Here is a 19,321-nt window from a genome sequence, read left to right on the forward strand (position 1 = left end):
GGTTATTCGTTTGTTTAAGACTCGTAAAAGCAGAAAAATCTTTATGAATAGTTTGTACGTGGGACTTATTGTTTTAATCGTAACGGGATCAGTCTCTTTTGCAAGTTATCGCTTCTATAATGCCAAGCTGATCAATGAACGTGGTAAGTATGAGAAACAACTTGGGCAAGTGGAAGCTAAGCTGGCAAAGTATGAAGGTAATTCCTCACCTGGTTGGATCCTGACTCGGGATCTGCGTGCTGGGGAAAGAATTTTGCCAACTGATGTGGAGCAGCAACTTGTACCTAACTCGTTTACACCTGGTTTATTGGTGCAAGACAAAGAATCTATCGTCGGAAGATATGTGAAAGTGGATCTCTCCAAAAACGCTCCAATCGTTGAATCCTTGCTTTATGAGGATGAAGTAATTACTGACGATATTCGTGTTCAAGAATTTAAGCTTATTGAACTTCCTTCCAAACTGAAAAAGGATGCTTACGTTGACGTTCGTATTAAGTTCCCGACTGGTCAAGATTACATTGTCTTGTCCAAGAAAAAAGCTAATGATCTTCAGAATGCTACCGTTTGGTTTGACATGAGTGAGGAAGAAATTCTGACGATGAGCAGCGCTATTGTTGATGCCTACATTAATAGTGGAACAATATATGCTTTGGATTATAAGGATGCGCCCGTACAGGAAAAAGCTAAGGTTACATATCCACCAAACGAAAAGGTCTTGGATCTCATGGCATCCGATCCCAATATCGTGAAGGTTGCAACGTATGAGCTGGAACGTCATTATCGCCAGAAGCTGGAACAGGATTTGAAGACAGTAACTCCTGAAGAACTTCAATCTTACAACAACAACAGACTGAGTAATACAACAACAGGTGTTTATCTAGAAAATGAGGACGACAATTCTGATTACACTCAGGAGAATCCCTTATTAAATACAGATATCAGCGGAAGCACTAATTAGGGGAGTGGGAGAAGAAATGGAACAAATTATGTTTTTAGGTGATTACGATAAGACGGATTTCTTGTTTGCTCTGGCAAAGTTGTTGAGTTATGAGAAAAAGGTCATTATCGTAGAGGTTTCGCGCCAAAATCGATATCAATTTGCTTATCCGAAAGTTGAATTAACTTCGGATATCTACACGTATGATTCTTTTGATGTGTGGGAAAGCATCGTGGATGTCGAGAAAGTACAAAGTGACCTTAAGGAATCTGAATATGACTATGCATTAATTGATATCGATGATCCGGTTTCCCTTGAGAAATGGCCGAAGCAGGAGAAATATTATATTTTCTCTTCCTTTGAAAACCCTGTAATGCAAAACAATTTCAAATTGCTTCGTTCCTTGATGCGAGATAACAAAATGGACCGCCTGCTGCCCATCACTAAGATTCTGAAAGAATCACAAGCTAACATAAAGGAAGATTACTTCAACCAATGTGTTGATGAACTTCCGATTACTTGGAACGAAACGCTATATTTTTATCCCGAAGAACGGGATTTTTCAGAGAAGATTAATAACCAATTCAGTAATGTCTTCCATCTTAAAAAATTGTCCAGTGGGTATAAGAACTTGATCATGAACCTTGCTATGCAAATACAAAACAGCACGATGAAACAAATTAAATCGCAATGGAAGCATGTCGTTAGGGGGAAATAAGATGAAGCAGGTTTCATTTTGGGGAGTTCAGCATGGATTAGGTGTTACAACAAATACAGCCGCGATCACAACAAGTATCGCTAAGGATTATCATTACCGAATCCTTGTATCGCAGCCTCAATGGTCGGATTATACGTTGGAACAATCGTTCAAAAAATCTATCAACCAATATAACAAAAACGTCTCTAGTCTTTCGGGGACGGGTCTGGATGCATTGTTGAGACTTGCACGCAGCTATAAATTAGATCGTGAATCTGTTAAAGATAACTCGATGATGATAGAAAAAGATCGCATGGATCTTTTAACCGGTTCTGAAAAAGCGGATCTTAGGTTGTTTGAGGATTCAATGGAATACATCTCTACGATTTTTGCTAAAGCGAAGGAGTATTACCAGGCTATTTTCTTAGATCTTCATAGTGGCAATAATAGCTACTTTATTCAGTCAGCTATTGAGCAATCAGATTTGGTTGTTGTTTGTCTCAACCAAAACATCCATGTACTAAATAAATATTTTTCAGGAGAGAACTTGCCAGCTGCCTTGCAGAAAAAGCCGAAAATAATTCTTCTTGGTCAGTATGATAAGCAATCGAAGTATAAAATCCAGACCATCAAAAAGCTGTTTGGTACTTCGGATCCAATGTACCCTTTATCGTATTCTCCGCAGATCCGAGATGCATTTAACGATGGGGATATTAAGGGCTTCTTTAGTCAAAATCGGCATATTAGCAAAGGGCATACGAACTATGACTTTATGAAAGATGTACGGGCGATCTCCAAGGCGATATTAACTGAACTAGGGTTTGATGTTACGGTTAATGAGTTGCTCGAAAGCGGGGTTTCTTAATGAATGGGAAGTTAAATCTGCTAATTATTATTTTCATTATCCTCATTTTTGGCGTGCTTCTAACGGTTCGATTGTTGTCTCGAAATGCTCAATCAAAAGTTGATCGGAAACAAGAGCTTAAAGAGAAATACACGATCGAAAAGATGATTGAGTACGTGAAATATGCGATCAATGATTTTATCAATATGAATCTTCTTGACATTGGATTATCTGAGGAGGAATTTAATCGCCGGCAGAACATTGTTGCTGAATTGAAACAATCTTTAAAAAATACCAGCAGCGGTGACATAAAGGACAAAATTTACGTCAAAGAGTTTATTTTTGATCTTCTCGATCGGAACTATGGCCTGAATGAAGAGAATATCAATTGGGTTATTCCGTTTGATCGCCCCAAACTTCTCAGTGGTCAAGACATGTTTGAAATATTGATTCATCAGTATAAGAAAGAGTTTGGGTATAAGGCCCTTCCTAAGCTAATCGAAAAACATAACCTGGATCGGAGAAAAACCATTATTGAGGGCGGAACTGTTGAATCACATATCATTACCCTAGAAGAGATCGAGGACATTTTTCATAAAGAAGTGGGGCGTCTTACGTATCTCGACAAACTTCATATTGTAGTTCAGCGAGTGTATCAGGAGTTCACTGGCTTTGGACCGATTGATGAAATTCGGGATATGGCCATTGATGGAGTATCAGCTGGAGTGTCGGGTATCCCAGCGAGCTGGAAAAGCATTGACGACGAAGTTGAGATGATGCAGAACATTCAATCCAAACGTACGAGTATGAACTACGATAGTATTTGGATTGTATACCGGGGGAATACCATCCATTTGTCCTTCCTCAGCTTTGGATCTGAGCTTGAATTGAAACGTGTCTGCCAAAACATTTATAAATACAACAGTCCAGGGCAGCTGACCGAAACGAATGGCTACATTCACAACGAGATGAAGGATGGATCGCGGGTAACTGTAATTCGACCGCCTTTTGCTGAAAGCTGGGCTTTTTGGGTGAGAAAATTCGACTTGCCGAATGCGAATCTGGATTCACTGGTCACCGATAAGATGGGTGAAAACTCAATTATCGTCAAAAAATTGCTTGAATTTCTAGTGGCTGGCGCTCGCTTTACTGCGATTACTGGTCCTCAAAATGCGGGTAAAACCACTTTATTGATGGCATTAATCCAAAAGATGAAAGCTTACTGGAATTTGCGTATTCATGAACTCGTTTTTGAGTTACATCTGCGGCGACTCTATCCGGATCGTAATATTGCAACGGTACGTGAAACGGACACCATCACAGGTGAAATGGGCTTGGATGCGGCGAAGAAATTTGAAGGTACTGTCACGATTGTTGGTGAGGTAGCAACGAAGATTGTAGCTGCGTGGGTTATCAGTGTTAGTAAGGTGGCAAGTTTGTTCTCTATTTTTACTCACCATGCGAATACCACCAAAGACTTAGTTGAATACATGACTAATGCGTTGATCAGTACTGGTGAAGTCACTGATACTGCCAAAGCTGAAAAGCAAGTTGCAGATGCGATTGAAATTGATATCCATGTCACTAGAGAGAATGGGAAACGGTACATTGAAAGAATAACTGAAATTGTCCGGACCGAACGTAAAGCTAACAAATTATTGGAAGATATCGCAGCTAACGGCACCCAAGGAAGAGGGATTGAAACTAAACTTGATGCTCTCATTTCTATTGGAATGGAGTGGATGGAGCGAACAACCGGTCAGGTTTGGGAGGAAAGGGATCTCATAGTTTATCGAGATGGTAAATATGTTCCTGTCGCTCGTTTATCTGACGAAAAGGTAAAGAAAATGCTCAAAATTATGTCAGAGGAAGAGGGGAGAGCTTTAGTGGCTTTTCTCGATGAACATTGGGGGGCGGCTTAAGTGCAAAACATACAAAGCAACTTAATTTTAGTCCTGGCCATTGTCATTGTGGCCTTCCTCTTATCAGCCGGTTTAGCCATTTATTACGTGATTAAAGACCGGAAAAACAAGCAATTTCATGAGACAGATTTTTTTAGGACAAACGGCAGAAAAGAAAATAAATCACTCACAGCGTTTTACCAAAAGTCTTATGTTGTATTATCGGATATTCCAATTGTTCGCGGCCAAATCAAGCGTGTCAAAAAACGATTAATGATCATTAATTCGTTTGATGAATTTACGCTGCGAAAAGAAACTATGAGGATTACCTTTAATACTTTGGGATTTATTGTGCTTGGATTAACGATCCTCACGATCCTCAGCCAAAGTTTCCTGGCTTTCCTTTTTGGAGTTGGAGTAGCCGTTGTTCTGAATGGAATGTTTATCTCTTATTTTGTTCATCGCGTTGAAAAAAGATTATTGGAACAACTGGTCACGTTTTTTGAGGATTTACGGCACAGCTATCAAGAGACCAAGATGGTTGCGGAGGCAATTTATCAAGCTTCACAAGGTTCGCCGCATGAGCTGCGCACACAAGTTGAGAGTATCTATTCAATGTTAACCTCTAAAGATCCTGAAAGTGCAGTCGCCAAATACTATGATGTTGCTCCGAACAAGTACCTTAAATTGTTTGCTGGCATCTCACTTTTGGTAATGGAGCATGGTGATCGTGTCGTTCGAAAAGGCTCGATGTACCTTAATGCCCTTAGCAAGATGGCAAAAGAAATTAAGTTTGATTTGCTTCGTAAGGAGAAACTTAGTTATCAACTTGGCGGATTAACAGTAATTGCATTAATAGTTATTCCAGTATTTTTCCCATTACGTAAATGGGCAATCACATATTTTGCTGCTACAAGTCAATTTTATTCTTCGAGAACCGGGATTCTAGTTCAAATTGCTATTTTTGCATCAAGTATTCTCTGTTACATGCTTCTCAAAAAAGTGGGAGAGATGGATGAATCTAAGTACTCACCCAAAAGCCTTCGGTTTAATTTGGAGGAGAAGCTTTACAAGAACAAAATTATTCAGTGGATTGTTGATCGGATAGTTCCTTCAAAGAGAACTTCCAAGTACTATCGGATCTCTGTTTTGCTTAAAGATACAAACTCACCGCTCACCATTGAGTGGTTTTATATCCGCAGGATAATAATGAGTTTGGTTGGCTTTGTCGTAACCGTTGCGCTGACCATTTTCCTACACTTTAATGCTACATATCATTTGCTTAACGATCCATTTCTAGTAAGTGGATCTATTGTAGGGGTTACCAAGACAAATCAACTAGAAGAAGCTCAAAAAATCACCGATTTCGACAAAGCTATCATAAAAGACATAGAGGGGGGGGGAGAAAAAACACGGGAGAATGTTGAGGCACTCGTAAGGGAAGTCATTGAGAAACCCGCTTCTGATTTGGAGATAAACAATGCGGTAAATCGCATTTATATGAAAATGAATCAGATCGGTAATGAGTACTTTAAATGGTATGAACTTTTACTTGCTTTCGGAGTTGGTGCAGCAGGTTTTTACTTTCCTTTATGGTTCCTCATGTACCAACGTCAAATGAGAAAAATGGAGATGCAGGGAGAAGTTGACCAACTTCATATGTTGATCTCTATTTTATTTGAGTTTGACCGAATGACAGTTGAAACAGTTCTTGAATGGCTTGAACGTTACAGTATTATCTTTAAGCCGGCTCTTCGCAAATGCTTATTGAATTATAACAACGGCGCGATTCAGGCGCTTGAAGAACTAAAACGAGATGCACCGTTTAATTCATTCGTTCGCATTATCGAGCGCTTGCAAAGATCCGTCGAAAAAATCCCCTTGCGAGAAGCCTTCGACGATTTAGAATCCGAGCAGGAATACTACGAAGAGCAAAAAAAGGAACACTTGGAAATGGTCATTCAAAACAAGATTATTTGGGGGTTACTGTATGGTGTTACACCTTCAGTTATCCTTCTAGGACTTGGATTAATTTTCCCTATGATCTACGTATCCATGCAACAATTGGATGCTGTAAATCAACAAATTCTAGGATATTAAGGAGAGATGCTAAATGCCATCTAACGTAGCAAAGGCTATTTTTATTGGTGCCACAATCTTTTTCTCTATTGTACTGGTAGTTATTGTTGCGAATCTCGTTTCTGGCGGACAAGATTCCGCACGTGTTGGTCAGGCTAAATATGCAAACTTAACCACCCAACTTTCAGACTTCGATTATAACACATATAGCAACAATACCCTTTCGGGGAGCCAAGTACTTAATACTATTCGCCAATATATGAATAATGATCAATTTGGGATTCTTGTACAAACAGGTAAAAATGGGTATACATTCTACGGAAATAGATTTACTATCTCCGGAACGAACAAAGGTGAAATTGATAATGGCTATGGCAGAAATACCGATCTGTCAGAAGCAGAAAACCAAAGTAGCAGAGATTACATTAACCCATCCGGAAAATTCAAATCATCTCTTGTTCGTGATGCAAACAATGTCGTGCGTGGCATTATTTTTGAGCAAGTTACGAACTAATTAATAATCTCCCGTGGGTGTCTCCTCCAAGTCGATGAGGCACCCTTTGGAGGGGGGGTAAGCGAATGAATAGTAAAGTAGATACAGCTATCAATATTGCTGCATCAATTGTATTTTTTGTGGCGGCTGCTACATTATCTGCTGTTTTTTTATTTCAGCAACAGGATGTGTTGAACGCGCACCAGAAAGCAGCGGAGCAAGAAGAAAGACGACTGTTTACTGGATTAGAGATTATAGGTGAAAAAACTTACACGGGTGCGGAAGTCATACAGAGCATTTTCCATATTCATGAACTGGATGCCGATATCATGGTGGATGGTATTACATTTCCTAAAACGCTTGATATTGAAACCGTAAATGTTTCCCTTATAGACCCACATCGGAAGTACATAGTGAGTTATCAAAGAGACGGAACAGGAAAAATCCAAACGATTGTATTTCGATAGGCGGTGAATTTATGGATGTTATCTCAAAATTGCTTGGCGCATTTATTTCTGTAGCCCTTTTCTTCTATTATCCAACCTATCAGCAAGCACAACGACAGGATGATTTATCTCAAATGGTAGTGAATGAAGCAGTGAGAGTGTTTGTTGATTCCGTCCGAACAAAGGGGTATATCAGTCCCCAGATGTATCTTGAGTTTAACCAAAAGCTGGGTGCTACTGGAAATCAGTACGATCTTAAGATGGAACATAAACACAAAAAATATAATCCTGTTTATGCTGATCCAGCTGATCCGACAAGCTTCCAGAATGATTTTATAACCTACTATGATGCGCATTATGAAGATGAGATTATGAGTGTTTTATTCCCCGTTAATTCGGAACCTAAAGATAGTGAGGCGAGAAGGTATATATTAGCGACCAATGATTTTTTTAAAGTGGAAGTTAAGAATATTAACCGTCCCTTGTCTGTAATCTTGAAAGACTTTTTATTGGGATCCAATACCGGGGAAAACACCAAAATCTTTGTCCGGTATGGAGGGATGGTGCTAAATGAGGATTATTACTAATCTTGCAATCATTTTTGTTATCATCTTTTCTCCATTTTTTTTCATTATGGATATCCATACCCGCGATCAAATCTATACCGATCAACTGAAGGATCAATATACGACAGCCTTGCGCACGGCTGCTCAGGATGCGGGTATGGTGCTTAACATTAACGAATCACAGGAATTTGAATCCGGATATGAATCCGATAAGTTCACAAGAGTCGATAAAGATCTTGCTTTGGACACCTTTTTTAAAACATTATATCTAAATTTTACAAGTAACAACGATCACATCGGACAAGCCGCATTAATATCCTATGTGCCGGCGATTGCAGTTTTAGATTACGATGGTTTTTTTATTTATGCCAACGATGAATATAAGGATACCGAAGGTATGCCTGTGTATAAGCATTCCTGGCGGGCTAAAAAACCGTATGCATTCGCAGATGATGCTGGGAATGTCATAAATTTTACCCTTGATAATTATGTCATTGCTTATGAAGTTTCGACGCAAAGATGGATTCAAGGGTTCCAAAGAGATCTCATAGGACAAACGACAATTCCGCTTTTGGATGATCCCGTTAACTTCGAGGCAAAACGCAGAAGTACTATCGTGAAAAGTGTACAAGATGATGTTGCCTATTATATTAACAAACATAATGAATATGCTACGCGGATAGGAGTTAGTTATACCTTTAAACTCCCCACCATTCCGGAAGAAGATTGGGTAAACACCTTGAATGATGTTGGCTTGATTGCTTTTATTCAAGGCATCCCTATAGGAGACCAATACTATAACAACTACGCGTTCGGTGGTGGACGACTCATTAAGAAAAAAGAAGTTCTGGGAGGTATAGATCCTCAAACCGGGTATCGCTACTATTATCGCTCGGATTGCAACTTCCCATATCAAATTGAGGAAGTGTTTGAGTCAGAAAAAGAGGCAGCAAGCAAGGGGTATTATCCGAAAGAATGTATTAACAATCAGAGCTGAGTGCTGCTGAAGTGGGGCAAAGAGCGGTACTGCGAACGGAGTAAATTTATTTATTATAATATTGCATGTATAATATACATGTGTTATATTTTAAATAGAAACAAATCTGTAGGGGAGAAAATAATGTCTTACAGTTTGTAATACAGTTATCTTACTTAAAGGAGAGAAGAGTATGAGAAAACTGATTCTTTTTGTACTGTGTGGGGCGATTGGATTTAGTTCTGTAATTTCTGTACCAAAAGCAAATGCCGCAACTCAAGCAGGCAACCCAAAACTTGCTGTTCTTGTGGATGGACGCAAAATTAAATTCCAAGGCGGAGATCCTTTTATGGAAAATGGCCGCGTCCAAGTACCGCTTCGAGGGGTAGGGGAAGCACTAGGTGCAAAGGTAGATTATAGCGGGTCTGGGAAAAAGGTGAAGTATACCAAGGGAAGTAAGTCGATCGAATTGACGCTCGGTAGCAAACAGGCGTTAGTGGATGGAAAATCCGTGGCTATGGATACGGCAGCTAAAGCAATTAAAGGGCGGACTTATGTACCGTTGCGCTTTGTTAGTGAGAACCTTGGGGAAAACGTCAGCTGGGATTCCGTTGGACAGTGGGTTTGGATCGGAAAAAAAACGATGCCTAATACAGATGATCTCCCACTGCAATCTTTGGATAAGTTTAAGAAGTATTACACCAAGGATGCACCTTTAATGAAAAACTTTAAAAGTGTTCCATTTGAAGGTATTAAGATCATTTCAAGCGAACAGCTTCCGTTGCAATTGGGCAAAGGGAATATGGTATATAGCATTTCCAAGGTAAGAATCGACGGTGAAGATTATATTGCCGTACGCAGTAATCAAATCGGTACCCCGATCTACTTTATGGTTGAAAATAGTTCGGCAAAATACAGAAGGGAAGTTGTATGGAGAGCTGATAAACATTCTGACGGCACAGTTACTAGTTATTTCCCTGTAAAAAGTAGGGGAGATGTGTTTGTTGATGGTGAGCTTACTAATACAGACTGGACTAAATTTGATCTCAAAACCGCTGATTATATAGCGTTTGATACTCAGTTTCCAGAGGAATATATCGTAGCCATTGTGAACCCCTTTAAGTAATACAAAGCGAGGATTACTAGATTATGATTAGACGATTTGCGAAGGCATCTCTAAGTCTATGTATCTTGTTCTTTAGTTTATTGATCTTTGTTGGACATGCCAGCGCTATCGACAAAAACAGGATGTACCAAGATCCCAATGATCCGAACGTTTGGTATTTTGTGGGGATGGTGTACTTCGATGTCTGGAAATACGCATCTGGTGACCCCAGTGATCGAAGCAGCTGGACCAATGGGATAATGCCTGGTGATTCCGTTCCTGTCGATGGTTTTGACTATGAATTTGTGTTCTCCTCAGGTGAGAAGGTTAAGAATGTGACCGTTTCTAAGTTTGACTACAATGGCCAATATGCAACTGAAATTTTTGACAAAGCCCGACCTGAAAACAAACCTATGGACTATTTTAGCAGAGCTACTTCCACCAACTACACTATCGTACAGCCTGTACCAGGAAAGTGGACGGGTAAAGGAACCAACGTGGCTAAAGTGCCGGCTTACGTAAATCCGGGATTGCTTAAAGCTCAAATTCAAGCAGTTGATCGTGTTCAGGAAGAAATGGACAACGGACAAGTGTTCGCTCCAGGGGTTCAGGGATGGCGTTACTTCTTTCCTACGCTGTTCAAGATTGAATTGGAACCTAGTGAAGGGAAGGCGATCGTTAAGCATTTTCGGACCGATAATACTTCTTTAAATGGTGTGGATGGTTTTAAGGATTATGAAATGAAATTGGAGTTGAACAAAACTTATTCCATAAAACCATCTCCAGATACGGTTAATTACAAATATAAATACTATAAGAAAAAAACAGACGCAGATCCATCTTCAGAAAATCCGCTATATGGAGATCCAATGACGTTTACCTATGATGGCAAGTTTCAAATTTACTATCTGAATTTATATTATGAGGGATCTGGTGGACCGATCGACCCACCTGAACTACCACCTACAGGTGCTACATGTACTGACCCATCACCGGGACGCACTATGTATGGGGAAGACTTTAATCCTTATCCTACTGGAGTAATTAAGGCGGATTCCCGTGGAAGTGAAAGATTTAACGTCTTGGATGGTATTCCTACAACAGAAAGTTTGTACGGAAATGTTTGGACAAAAGAGTATTTGCATAGATACGAGTATCAAGAAATGGTCGGAAAGTGTACCTTCCAGGTAAATGTAACTGTTATGCCTCCACCTACACCACCAGGGGAGGAAGGTGACGAGCCAGCAGAACCTGAAGAGCCTAGTACGGTTCCCGTAACTGTAGATAAAGAATACTCATATTGGGAAGTTAAAGATGTTCAAGTTTTTAAGATTAATGAAGCGGCTCTATGGAACTATGCTTTTGATTCGGGCGGAATTCGTATACAACCAAGTGGATACAATTCGCCGTACTACGCAACGGCCCAAACCCACGAATACGTTCCGGATCCTGTACCTGATGTAACAGTTCCATTCGATGGCGATCCACAAGCAGCCGCAGAGTCGGCAGTTAGTATAACGGTACGAAATGATACCTTTACTTTCAATGGTATGACTCTCATGAGTGGTTCGTCATCCAGCAATAACGCACCAACTCCAAGTCCAATCCCGAATGCCCCTCAGATTGGAGATAATGTACTTTTCAGTCCCGGGAATGTCATTCCTATGACAAAAGTAAATAAGGCCAATCAACCAAGTACCGGGACTATTTATTATGGGCAAGTGAGTGGTTCAAATACACTGAATTATCCGATTTATGGGATAAATTCTGTTACCGTACATACTCCGGTCGTGATTTACCCGGATGTCTCGGACGATAAGGCTCATAATCAGAAGACTAAACCAGCTGTTGGGCGTTCTGCAATTATCCTCGATCGACCGTTTACTGTGGAGATGCCAAATAGCGGGCAGCATACGAACTATCTTGGATACGGGAACCGGAACTATCTCAAATACATCGGCAGTAAGCAGGTCCGCTTCCCATTTGATGTGTACGATGAAACGAAAACGACATTCTACCCCAAAAATACTTGGATTGAAGTTGATAAAACCAAAGAATCCTTTACCTTCTTCTTGCCAGTGTGGGTAGATGAAGGCTTTTACGATGTCGAATTTCGTACAATCGCGCATAATGCTCCATCTGGTGCGACTCAACAAACCAATGCCAACTTAGATCTCGCGAATCATATTGCTTATGATACAGTCCCGGTTGATGCGATCGGACGGGTCTATGATTTCCGAATTACCGATATTGCCGACTACAATTGGGAACGTGTATTCCGGACACAGCTGGGAAGCAGCACTCCAACGGGTGCATCTTATTGGATTGGGCTTAATGGAATCGATGGGGCACCGAGGGGGAATAACGAGCGATTCACGCTTCCGATTCGACCAGGCAGCAACCCATTCTACAAAAATGTCGCTATTAAGACGGGGTATCACTTTAAGTTCGATTTCAAAACTAAAGGAAACATGATGGACAAACTGGATGGAGTAAAAATTACGCCAACCTTTTATTTCGTTAGCAAGGACGGAAAAGTGAGGGTGCCGGTGGATCTTTATTACACAACCAGTAAAAAGAACTTCATCAAGGTAGGATCGCCAGAAGATAAGGTTGAAAGATTCGTGATTTTGAATCAGCGACTACGTAATGTACCGGCTTCAGAATTAACCGATACAGCCAGCTACAAGTACGATAAATATCTTACCCCAGCCCAGCAAAGTGCCCAAACGAAGGCACAATATACGAACACCTACATTAATAAATATACGAAGCAGAAAACGCCTGTTGGGTGGTATCGGCTGCTGATGCTTCCTGAACAGCTGCGTACATTTATCGGTCCTAAGACCGGATTGCCAAGCGGTGTAGACGTACAAAAGGCAAATGCATCCGTGCAAAAATGGTACGGAGAATACAGTTTGCCAGCTGCGCCTTATGTTGTTCAGCAAGGGGTAGATCTAGCAGAATGGGGCCGGACGCACGGCGGCTTAGACGAAAAATCACCAATTTTCTTGAAGAACGGCTATATTGTCGTTAATTTCAACATCGAAACGATACAGGATGGAGATACGGCGAATCCTTACTTACAGTATATTAACGCCCCTGCGATGGTCGCTCAGCCGTCCGGAAGTCAGTGGAAGCTGGAAGGTTTTAAGGATATCGTTAGCGATTCATACGGAAACCAGTTCTCATTGCTCCAAGGGGATGTCGTCTTTTATAACGCAAATAAATCGAGCCGGGACGATTTTCAATCCACAGTTCCACATTGAGGAGGTTTAAGAATTGATTGAGCTTAAAAAAATCACCAATATATTGCTTTCGGTAGCAGTAGTTCTATCTGGAATGACTGTTACGGGGCTGGGAAAAAGCTTCGCAGCCCCTCCCCCTCCAAACTTTACAGGAGTATATCAAAGTGGTAACCATGTGAAGCTTGAATGGGCAACGGAAATGGATTCATCCGACGTCTTAACTCAAACGGGCTTTGAGGCCACGGACGAAATTCCAAGTATGGTATGGGGTGGACCTAACCCAATCGGTAATCAATCAGTAGCAACGGTGGGTGATGCTGCAAGCGGAACAAAAGTGTTGCAGCTTACTGATACTATATCTAACAAAAGTGGTAATAACGTAAATCCACCCTCTACGACAGAGTCGACCACCTCTATAAGCACCTTTGCTGGCAAGAGTATTCCTTCCGGATCGACTCTCGGAGTAAGTTTTAAGGTTCGAGCTATAAACAGCACCGATTCGCAGATCTACTTCGCGCTCACAACGGGTTGGTTTAAGAAAGGCTATCCGTTAATCGATAAGTCGGGGAAGGAAGTTGTCTATGCAACAGGCGTGGATTGGCGTACCTCATCTCCTGACTACGTGAGCTTAAAGACAAAGGACAATGGCACTCCAAATCTAACGAATGGTCAGGTTGTTCATATTATTACCTCTCGAACAGACAACTACGAGTATGGCCTGATCCGATACACTTGGGACGCTGCAAATAATAGGCTCGTGCGGTACGATGCGGCCCCGTGGAACGATCCATTCCCTCTTACACCTAGACCAACACTTATAAAAGAGAATTTTCCTGCAGGGGATACGGTCTTGGTATATAACCAGAAATCATATACCACCCCTAACCGGAAACTGACTTCTCAAAATAATACTTGGACGACGATTAACGCCAACGTTTATATTACTGATCCGGTTGACTACGATACGGTCGTGAAGGGGTTAAGACCAAGGCTTTATTGGGCGACTGATGGGATCTTACAAGTCGACGACTTAAAATTTGGATACGCAACCGAAGTCGAGGTTTTCCGCAATAATGCATCAATCTATCGAGGCTATTTATCGGACTATGACGATACGGCGGCTATCGATAATGCAAAACCGAATACCCCTTCTGGAGTAAGTGTTGGAGTAGGGACGGGAAGAAAGCCAACCGTGACTTGGAGTCCAGCCGCTGATAACGGGACAACATACAGCTATCAGATCAAAGGGTATCCGAAAAACTCCGGAGCAACGGCTTTATCTGCTGCAAAGCAAGTGACCGTAACATCTGGAATTAAAGGCTACTCCGTGGTTATTGACCAAAGTCCAACGACGATCCCGGATACGACCATTGAAACCACGGGAACAAGTTATACCGGACCGGCAACGGTAAATGGGAACTTCTACGTCCATGTAGCGGCGATTGATAATCAAGGAAATATGTCTTCTGTGGCACACATTCCATACACCGACACCGAGCCGCCTACCTTGACGCTGGTGCCCGACACCACGAGTTGGACGAATGGTCAGGTCGTAATCCAAGCAACTGCAGATGATCTGCAAACAGGATTTAAAAGACTGCGATTGCCGGATGGGAACTGGGTTAGCCAGTCTTTAACCCAATACACGATACTCGAAAATGGCACGTACACCTTCGTGGCGGAAGACAATGTTGGAAACCAGGTTGAAAAAAGCATTGTGGTGAATAACATCGACAAAGGGTTGCCTACGGTTTCCGTCACACCAAATGGACACCCATGGACGAGTAACGATATAGCAGTACAAGTTGAAGTAAGTGATGCTGAATCCGGTCTAAAGCCAAACGGGATTTATTATAAAGTAACACAATCCACTACCGTACCCACGGATTGGGAGCTGCTGAGTGACCCGAGCCAACCAGTCACCTTAAGTCAAGAAGGGCAATGGTTTATCCATGTCAAAGCAACGGACCAGGCCGGTAACACCAGTCAGGTTGTTTCTCAGCCGTACCAAATCCAGTACGAGCCTAACATTCCAGAGAATTTTCAGACAACCAACATTCAACATGATCAGATTACGTTGAGCTGGGATCTACCGGCAGGTACGGTCTACACGGATGGATATAAGTATGAGCTGCGAAACACCGTCACCGGGGCTACCTACCAAGTGGATTATCCGGAGAATCAAGTAGTAGACGGCAGTGTAAGCGGCGGTCGGGAGTACCATTACGAGCTAACGGTACGCAACCATGTGGGACAGGCGACCACACAGCTGCTCTCGGTGCTGACGAAGCCGGACGCACCAGTGTTCAAGGTATACAAAATTGGCCGTGACTATAGTCAAGCAGAGATGGTAATCGATCCGGTGCTGGGCGCAGATCAGTATCATGTGGTCGTTAAAGATGCATTCGGATCAGTCATTATCGACGAGTACATCTCGGGAACGTCCCACAAGCTTGAAGGGCTTCAGGCTGGAACATCCTACAGTATTGCAGTGAGCGGGGTTAATAACAGCGGCGAAGGGCCGGCAATGGGGGGAAGCTTCCTATCCTTGCCGGATGTCCCTGGTGGATTCTCCGCAGTTCAGATCCAGGAGAACTCCGTAGATCTGACGTGGAACAGCGTCACCAGCGCAACATATTACAATTTAGAGCGGAATCTTCAGTCGGTGTTCAATGGACCGGATCTTAGCTTTTCGGACACGAATCTGGAATCCGGAACAGTGTATGACTACCGTCTTTCCGCAGGGAACGAGACCGGAGAAGGTGATTTTTCCGAGCTGCCGGGCATCATTACCTTGCCAGGTGCTTTACCGCTAGATACCACAACCACTGAAGATAGCATCACCGTTAGATGGTCGCGTGTGCGCGGGGCAGATAGTTACACCCTGATGCTAAGTGATGGCCAAACCGTAACGCTTCCAGCAGGCGTATTAGAATATACCTTCAGCGGTTTAGCGAGTGGACAGGCTTATGAAGTGACCGCATATGCTCAGAATCGCAGCGGTCAGGGCGTGACCAGTACAGTATCCTCCTTCACTTTACCGGAAGCTCCGGACGCAATAACTGTGACAAATATTGAAGAAACGAGCGCAGAGCTTAGTTGGGAGGAAGTGCCGGGGGCAACAAAATACCGTGTAACTGTGGGCGATCAAGCCTATGAAGTTTCCACGAATCATCTTGCGCTGAACACGCTGCAGGGTAGCGAGGTCTACAATTTAACGGTGGAAGCCGGGAACAGCTCAGGCTATGGTGCAGCAACCAGCGGACAGTTTCTAACTAAACCGCATGCGGTATCCAATCTGAAGGTAAGAAGTGTGCAAACAGATTCGATCGTGCTTAGTTGGGATGCGGATGCAACAGCCAGCGGGTACTACGCCCAGCTGGACGGAGCGGGTACAGCGGAGTTGACGAACCAAAACGAAATTGAGCTGCGATCGCTGGAACCAGGTAAAACGTATGGAATCACGGTATGGTCTGAGAATCCATCCGGCGAGAGCAGAAAGACCCGGATCGAAGCCACCACACAAACCTTGCCGGTGGCTGCCGATGGCATACAAGTAAAGGTGGAGCCGAACCAGGTAGCGATTGAATTTGAACCGGTGGATGGTGCCAAAGAGTACGTCCTGAAAGACGAGAACGGAACGGAAATCTGGCGCGGGGAGACGGGGCCGATCGTTCTAGCGCCGATTACACCGGGTACGAACTACGGTTATGAGATTGTTGCCGAAAACAGTCAAGGCTATGGTTCGGAGCCTACGCCGATCGAATTTGTCACAATCCCGGCCAAGCCGGAGGGAATCGTCCTTGGAACAGTGACGGAAACGACAGCGGAGTTTGACCTAAGCCAAGCTGTCCTCACCGGTGCGACCGAGCTGATCATGCACCGCGATGGTAAGGAAATCAAACGGGTACCGGTGACTACCACCCTAAAAGATGAAGGGCTGAAGCCAAACACCAGTTACACATACATGTTCCAGGCAGCTAACGCATCCGGAGAGAGTCCGGAGATGGTAGAGATGACGGTTAAGACAAAGGAGCATGTCGTCAGCGGCGGAGGGGGAGGCGGAAGCACACCACCATTAGTTTCCATGCCGGAACCGACGAAACCGGATAAACAAGAAAATCATGTTCCAGATCCGGAGCAGGGTGGGGGAGATGCATCACAAAATCCTGCACCAACCCAGAAGTTTGAGGATGTAAAACCAGACTCTTTTGCGCGAAAAGCGATTGACTACCTGGCAGAGAAACAGATTGTCAAGGGAGTTACAGATAAGATGTTCGAGCCGGATCGCCCGATTTCAAGAGTTGAGTTTGCGGCGTTGATTGTACGGGCAACGCAAGCCGGCCCGGATAATACGTTGGAGTTGACCTACAAAGATATCAACAAAGCCGGGTGGTATATGACCGAACTTAAAGCGGCCATAGCGAATGAGATCGCCGTAGGGTTTAGTAAGACGGAATTCAGACCGATGGCTGATATCGATCGCGAGCAAGCGGCGAAAATGTTGGGTAACGTGATACTCCGGAAATCCGGGATAGGAGTCGGTGAAGTTACTGTTAACTTTTCAGACAATGGGGAAGTGTCAACATGGGCGAAAGAAACTGTTCGAGTTCTTTCTGCGCTGAAGATCCTGGAAGGCTATCCGGACGGGACGTTCAGACCGAAAGGTAAACTCTCCCGAGCCGAGAGCGCGGTGCTGATTTATCGGTTGATGCAACTACAAAATTAGCTCTAAAAAATGAAGTGGTCTGATCATTTTTCAGGCCACTTCATTTTTTTGATGAGGATTTTTTACGAATCTTCAAACCAGACGACTTAGCAGTAGCCATAACTTGGTCTAGTAGCTGATTCAGACTAGCATCATTCTTTTTCCCAGCCACGCTAATCCCTCCTTTTAGGAGTATTGTTGCCATAAAGTCTAGCCGGTATACATACTCGCCCATCCCCCAACATATAAAATATTAACTCTACAACTAAACAACAGTGTTGTAGACATATGTGAGGAAATGAGGGATTGAAATGGAACAGGGGAATAGAAAAGTAAGGAGCGACAAGAAGAGAGCGATTGCCCCACAAATACACCTGTCAACTTATGAGCAGATTGCGCGTATTGGGTATATTTGTGACATCCCACTGAAGACCGTAGGTGAACTGCTTTGCAGAGAAGGGTATGGATCATATAAAATGATGGATTCCTTGCGGGGGTTATTGAGAAGGGACTTACTATATGACGATAATCATTATTTTTTAGGGAACATGAATAATCCTCCATATCGTGCTTCTAAAGGGGAAAAACGAAGAATTGATATGAGATTTTTTGATTTTGAACATGCCCGCTTTGCGGCTCTTTCTTATGCTCTGGATTGTTCTGTTTCCACCGCAACCGGTCTTATTCTTGAAACCGCGATAAGGCGGAAGGATTTGCTCCATCCTATTTTAGGAAGATATATTCAGAAGGATTTGCATCCAAAACGAGTTGAGCAGCTACGGCAGCTATGCAGACAGCTCGATGCGATCAGCCCGAATGAATTCGTTACTTTGCCGTTGGTACTGGCGCACATCATTGATCGGAGCTTGCGTGAAAAAACCAAGGTTAAATCGACCATCGAAAAGGTGATGGAGCAACATCAAAAAGTCGTCTTACAAAGACGTAAGACAAAATAATATGAGTAATCTGATTGTAAAACAAGATGTAAGACAGCTGGGCTGGGAAAGGAATTATGAAAGGGAACTGATTGATTTTATAACATGTGCGATATCGCATATGTTATAATGGAAATATAGGAGGTTCGGGGTGATGACATTCTTTCAGGACTATATGACAACGAAGGAGGCAGCGATTCAATGGGGGCTATCCCAAGGGACAATAAAGAATTATTGCGCTTCGGGTAGAGTGAGAGCAATTAAAGATGGGAATAGGTGGTACATTCTAAAAAATCAGCCTAATCCTGCTCAACCCAATAACCCTCATAACTGGAGATTTAAAGATAAGAACTCTGTTGAGAAATAGGATGTTACAGAAGAATTTG

General features: G+C 42.8%; 14 protein-coding genes. All 14 read left to right on the forward strand.

Going from position 1 to position 19,321, the window contains the following annotated elements; genetic code table 11:
• The first annotated feature begins 10 nt into the window (after nt 1-10).
• The 14 genes from MHH82_RS41220 to MHH82_RS41285 all read left to right on the forward strand — a co-directional run bounded on the left by MHH82_RS41220 (nt 11) and on the right by MHH82_RS41285 (nt 19,302).
• A complete protein-coding gene (locus MHH82_RS41220; RefSeq protein WP_340970838.1) occupies nt 11-958 on the forward strand; it encodes an SAF domain-containing protein in 948 nt (315 codons plus the stop codon).
• A 16-nt stretch (nt 959-974) separates the two neighbouring features.
• Nucleotides 975-1,655: a hypothetical protein gene (locus MHH82_RS41225; protein WP_340970840.1), complete on the forward strand. Its 681-nt coding sequence runs from the start codon at nt 975-977 to the stop codon at nt 1,653-1,655.
• Nucleotide 1,656: 1 nt separating this feature from the next.
• Nucleotides 1,657-2,499: a hypothetical protein gene (locus MHH82_RS41230; RefSeq protein WP_340970842.1), complete on the forward strand. Its 843-nt coding sequence runs from the start codon at nt 1,657-1,659 to the stop codon at nt 2,497-2,499.
• Entirely contained in the window at nt 2,499-4,400 is a 1,902-nt protein-coding gene (locus tag MHH82_RS41235; protein WP_340970844.1) for an ATPase, T2SS/T4P/T4SS family, read from the forward strand. The genes MHH82_RS41230 and MHH82_RS41235 overlap by 1 nt, the downstream gene beginning before the upstream one ends.
• Nucleotides 4,401-6,479 (forward strand): type II secretion system F family protein, encoded by a 2,079-nt coding sequence (locus tag MHH82_RS41240; protein ID WP_340970846.1) that lies wholly within the window; start codon nt 4,401-4,403, stop codon nt 6,477-6,479. It abuts the gene before it with no gap.
• 13 nt (nt 6,480-6,492) lie between these two features.
• Entirely contained in the window at nt 6,493-6,972 is a 480-nt protein-coding gene (locus tag MHH82_RS41245; protein ID WP_340970847.1) for an ABC transporter permease, read from the forward strand.
• Between the two features lie 65 nt (nt 6,973-7,037).
• A complete protein-coding gene (locus MHH82_RS41250) occupies nt 7,038-7,418 on the forward strand; it encodes a hypothetical protein (RefSeq protein WP_340970850.1) in 381 nt (126 codons plus the stop codon).
• Between the two features lie 11 nt (nt 7,419-7,429).
• Nucleotides 7,430-7,984, forward strand: coding sequence for a hypothetical protein (locus MHH82_RS41255; protein ID WP_340970852.1), 555 nt, complete (start codon nt 7,430-7,432; stop codon nt 7,982-7,984).
• Nucleotides 7,968-8,960 carry a hypothetical protein gene (locus MHH82_RS41260; RefSeq protein WP_340970854.1) on the forward strand — a complete coding sequence of 331 codons (993 nt, stop codon included), beginning with the start codon at nt 7,968-7,970 and terminating at the stop codon, nt 8,958-8,960. The genes MHH82_RS41255 and MHH82_RS41260 overlap by 17 nt, the downstream gene beginning before the upstream one ends.
• Nucleotides 8,961-9,132: 172 nt before the next feature.
• A complete protein-coding gene (locus tag MHH82_RS41265) occupies nt 9,133-10,065 on the forward strand; it encodes a copper amine oxidase N-terminal domain-containing protein (protein WP_340970856.1) in 933 nt (310 codons plus the stop codon).
• A gap of 23 nt (nt 10,066-10,088) precedes the next feature.
• Nucleotides 10,089-13,313, forward strand: coding sequence for a DUF5704 domain-containing protein (locus tag MHH82_RS41270; protein WP_340970858.1), 3,225 nt, complete (start codon nt 10,089-10,091; stop codon nt 13,311-13,313).
• A gap of 829 nt (nt 13,314-14,142) precedes the next feature.
• Nucleotides 14,143-18,021, forward strand: a complete 3,879-nt coding sequence (locus MHH82_RS41275) for a fibronectin type III domain-containing protein (RefSeq protein WP_340970860.1) — start codon at nt 14,143-14,145, stop codon at nt 18,019-18,021.
• 290 nt (nt 18,022-18,311) lie between these two features.
• The gene (locus MHH82_RS41280; protein ID WP_340970862.1) at nt 18,312-18,956 is read left to right on the forward strand and encodes a hypothetical protein; all 645 of its coding nucleotides are present in this window, start codon (nt 18,312-18,314) and stop codon (nt 18,954-18,956) included.
• 133 nt (nt 18,957-19,089) lie between these two features.
• Nucleotides 19,090-19,302 (forward strand): helix-turn-helix domain-containing protein, encoded by a 213-nt coding sequence (locus tag MHH82_RS41285; RefSeq protein ID WP_340970863.1) that lies wholly within the window; start codon nt 19,090-19,092, stop codon nt 19,300-19,302.
• Nucleotides 19,303-19,321: the final 19 nt, after the last annotated feature.

The sequence above is a fragment of the Bacillus sp. FSL K6-6540 genome, assembly GCF_038007545.1.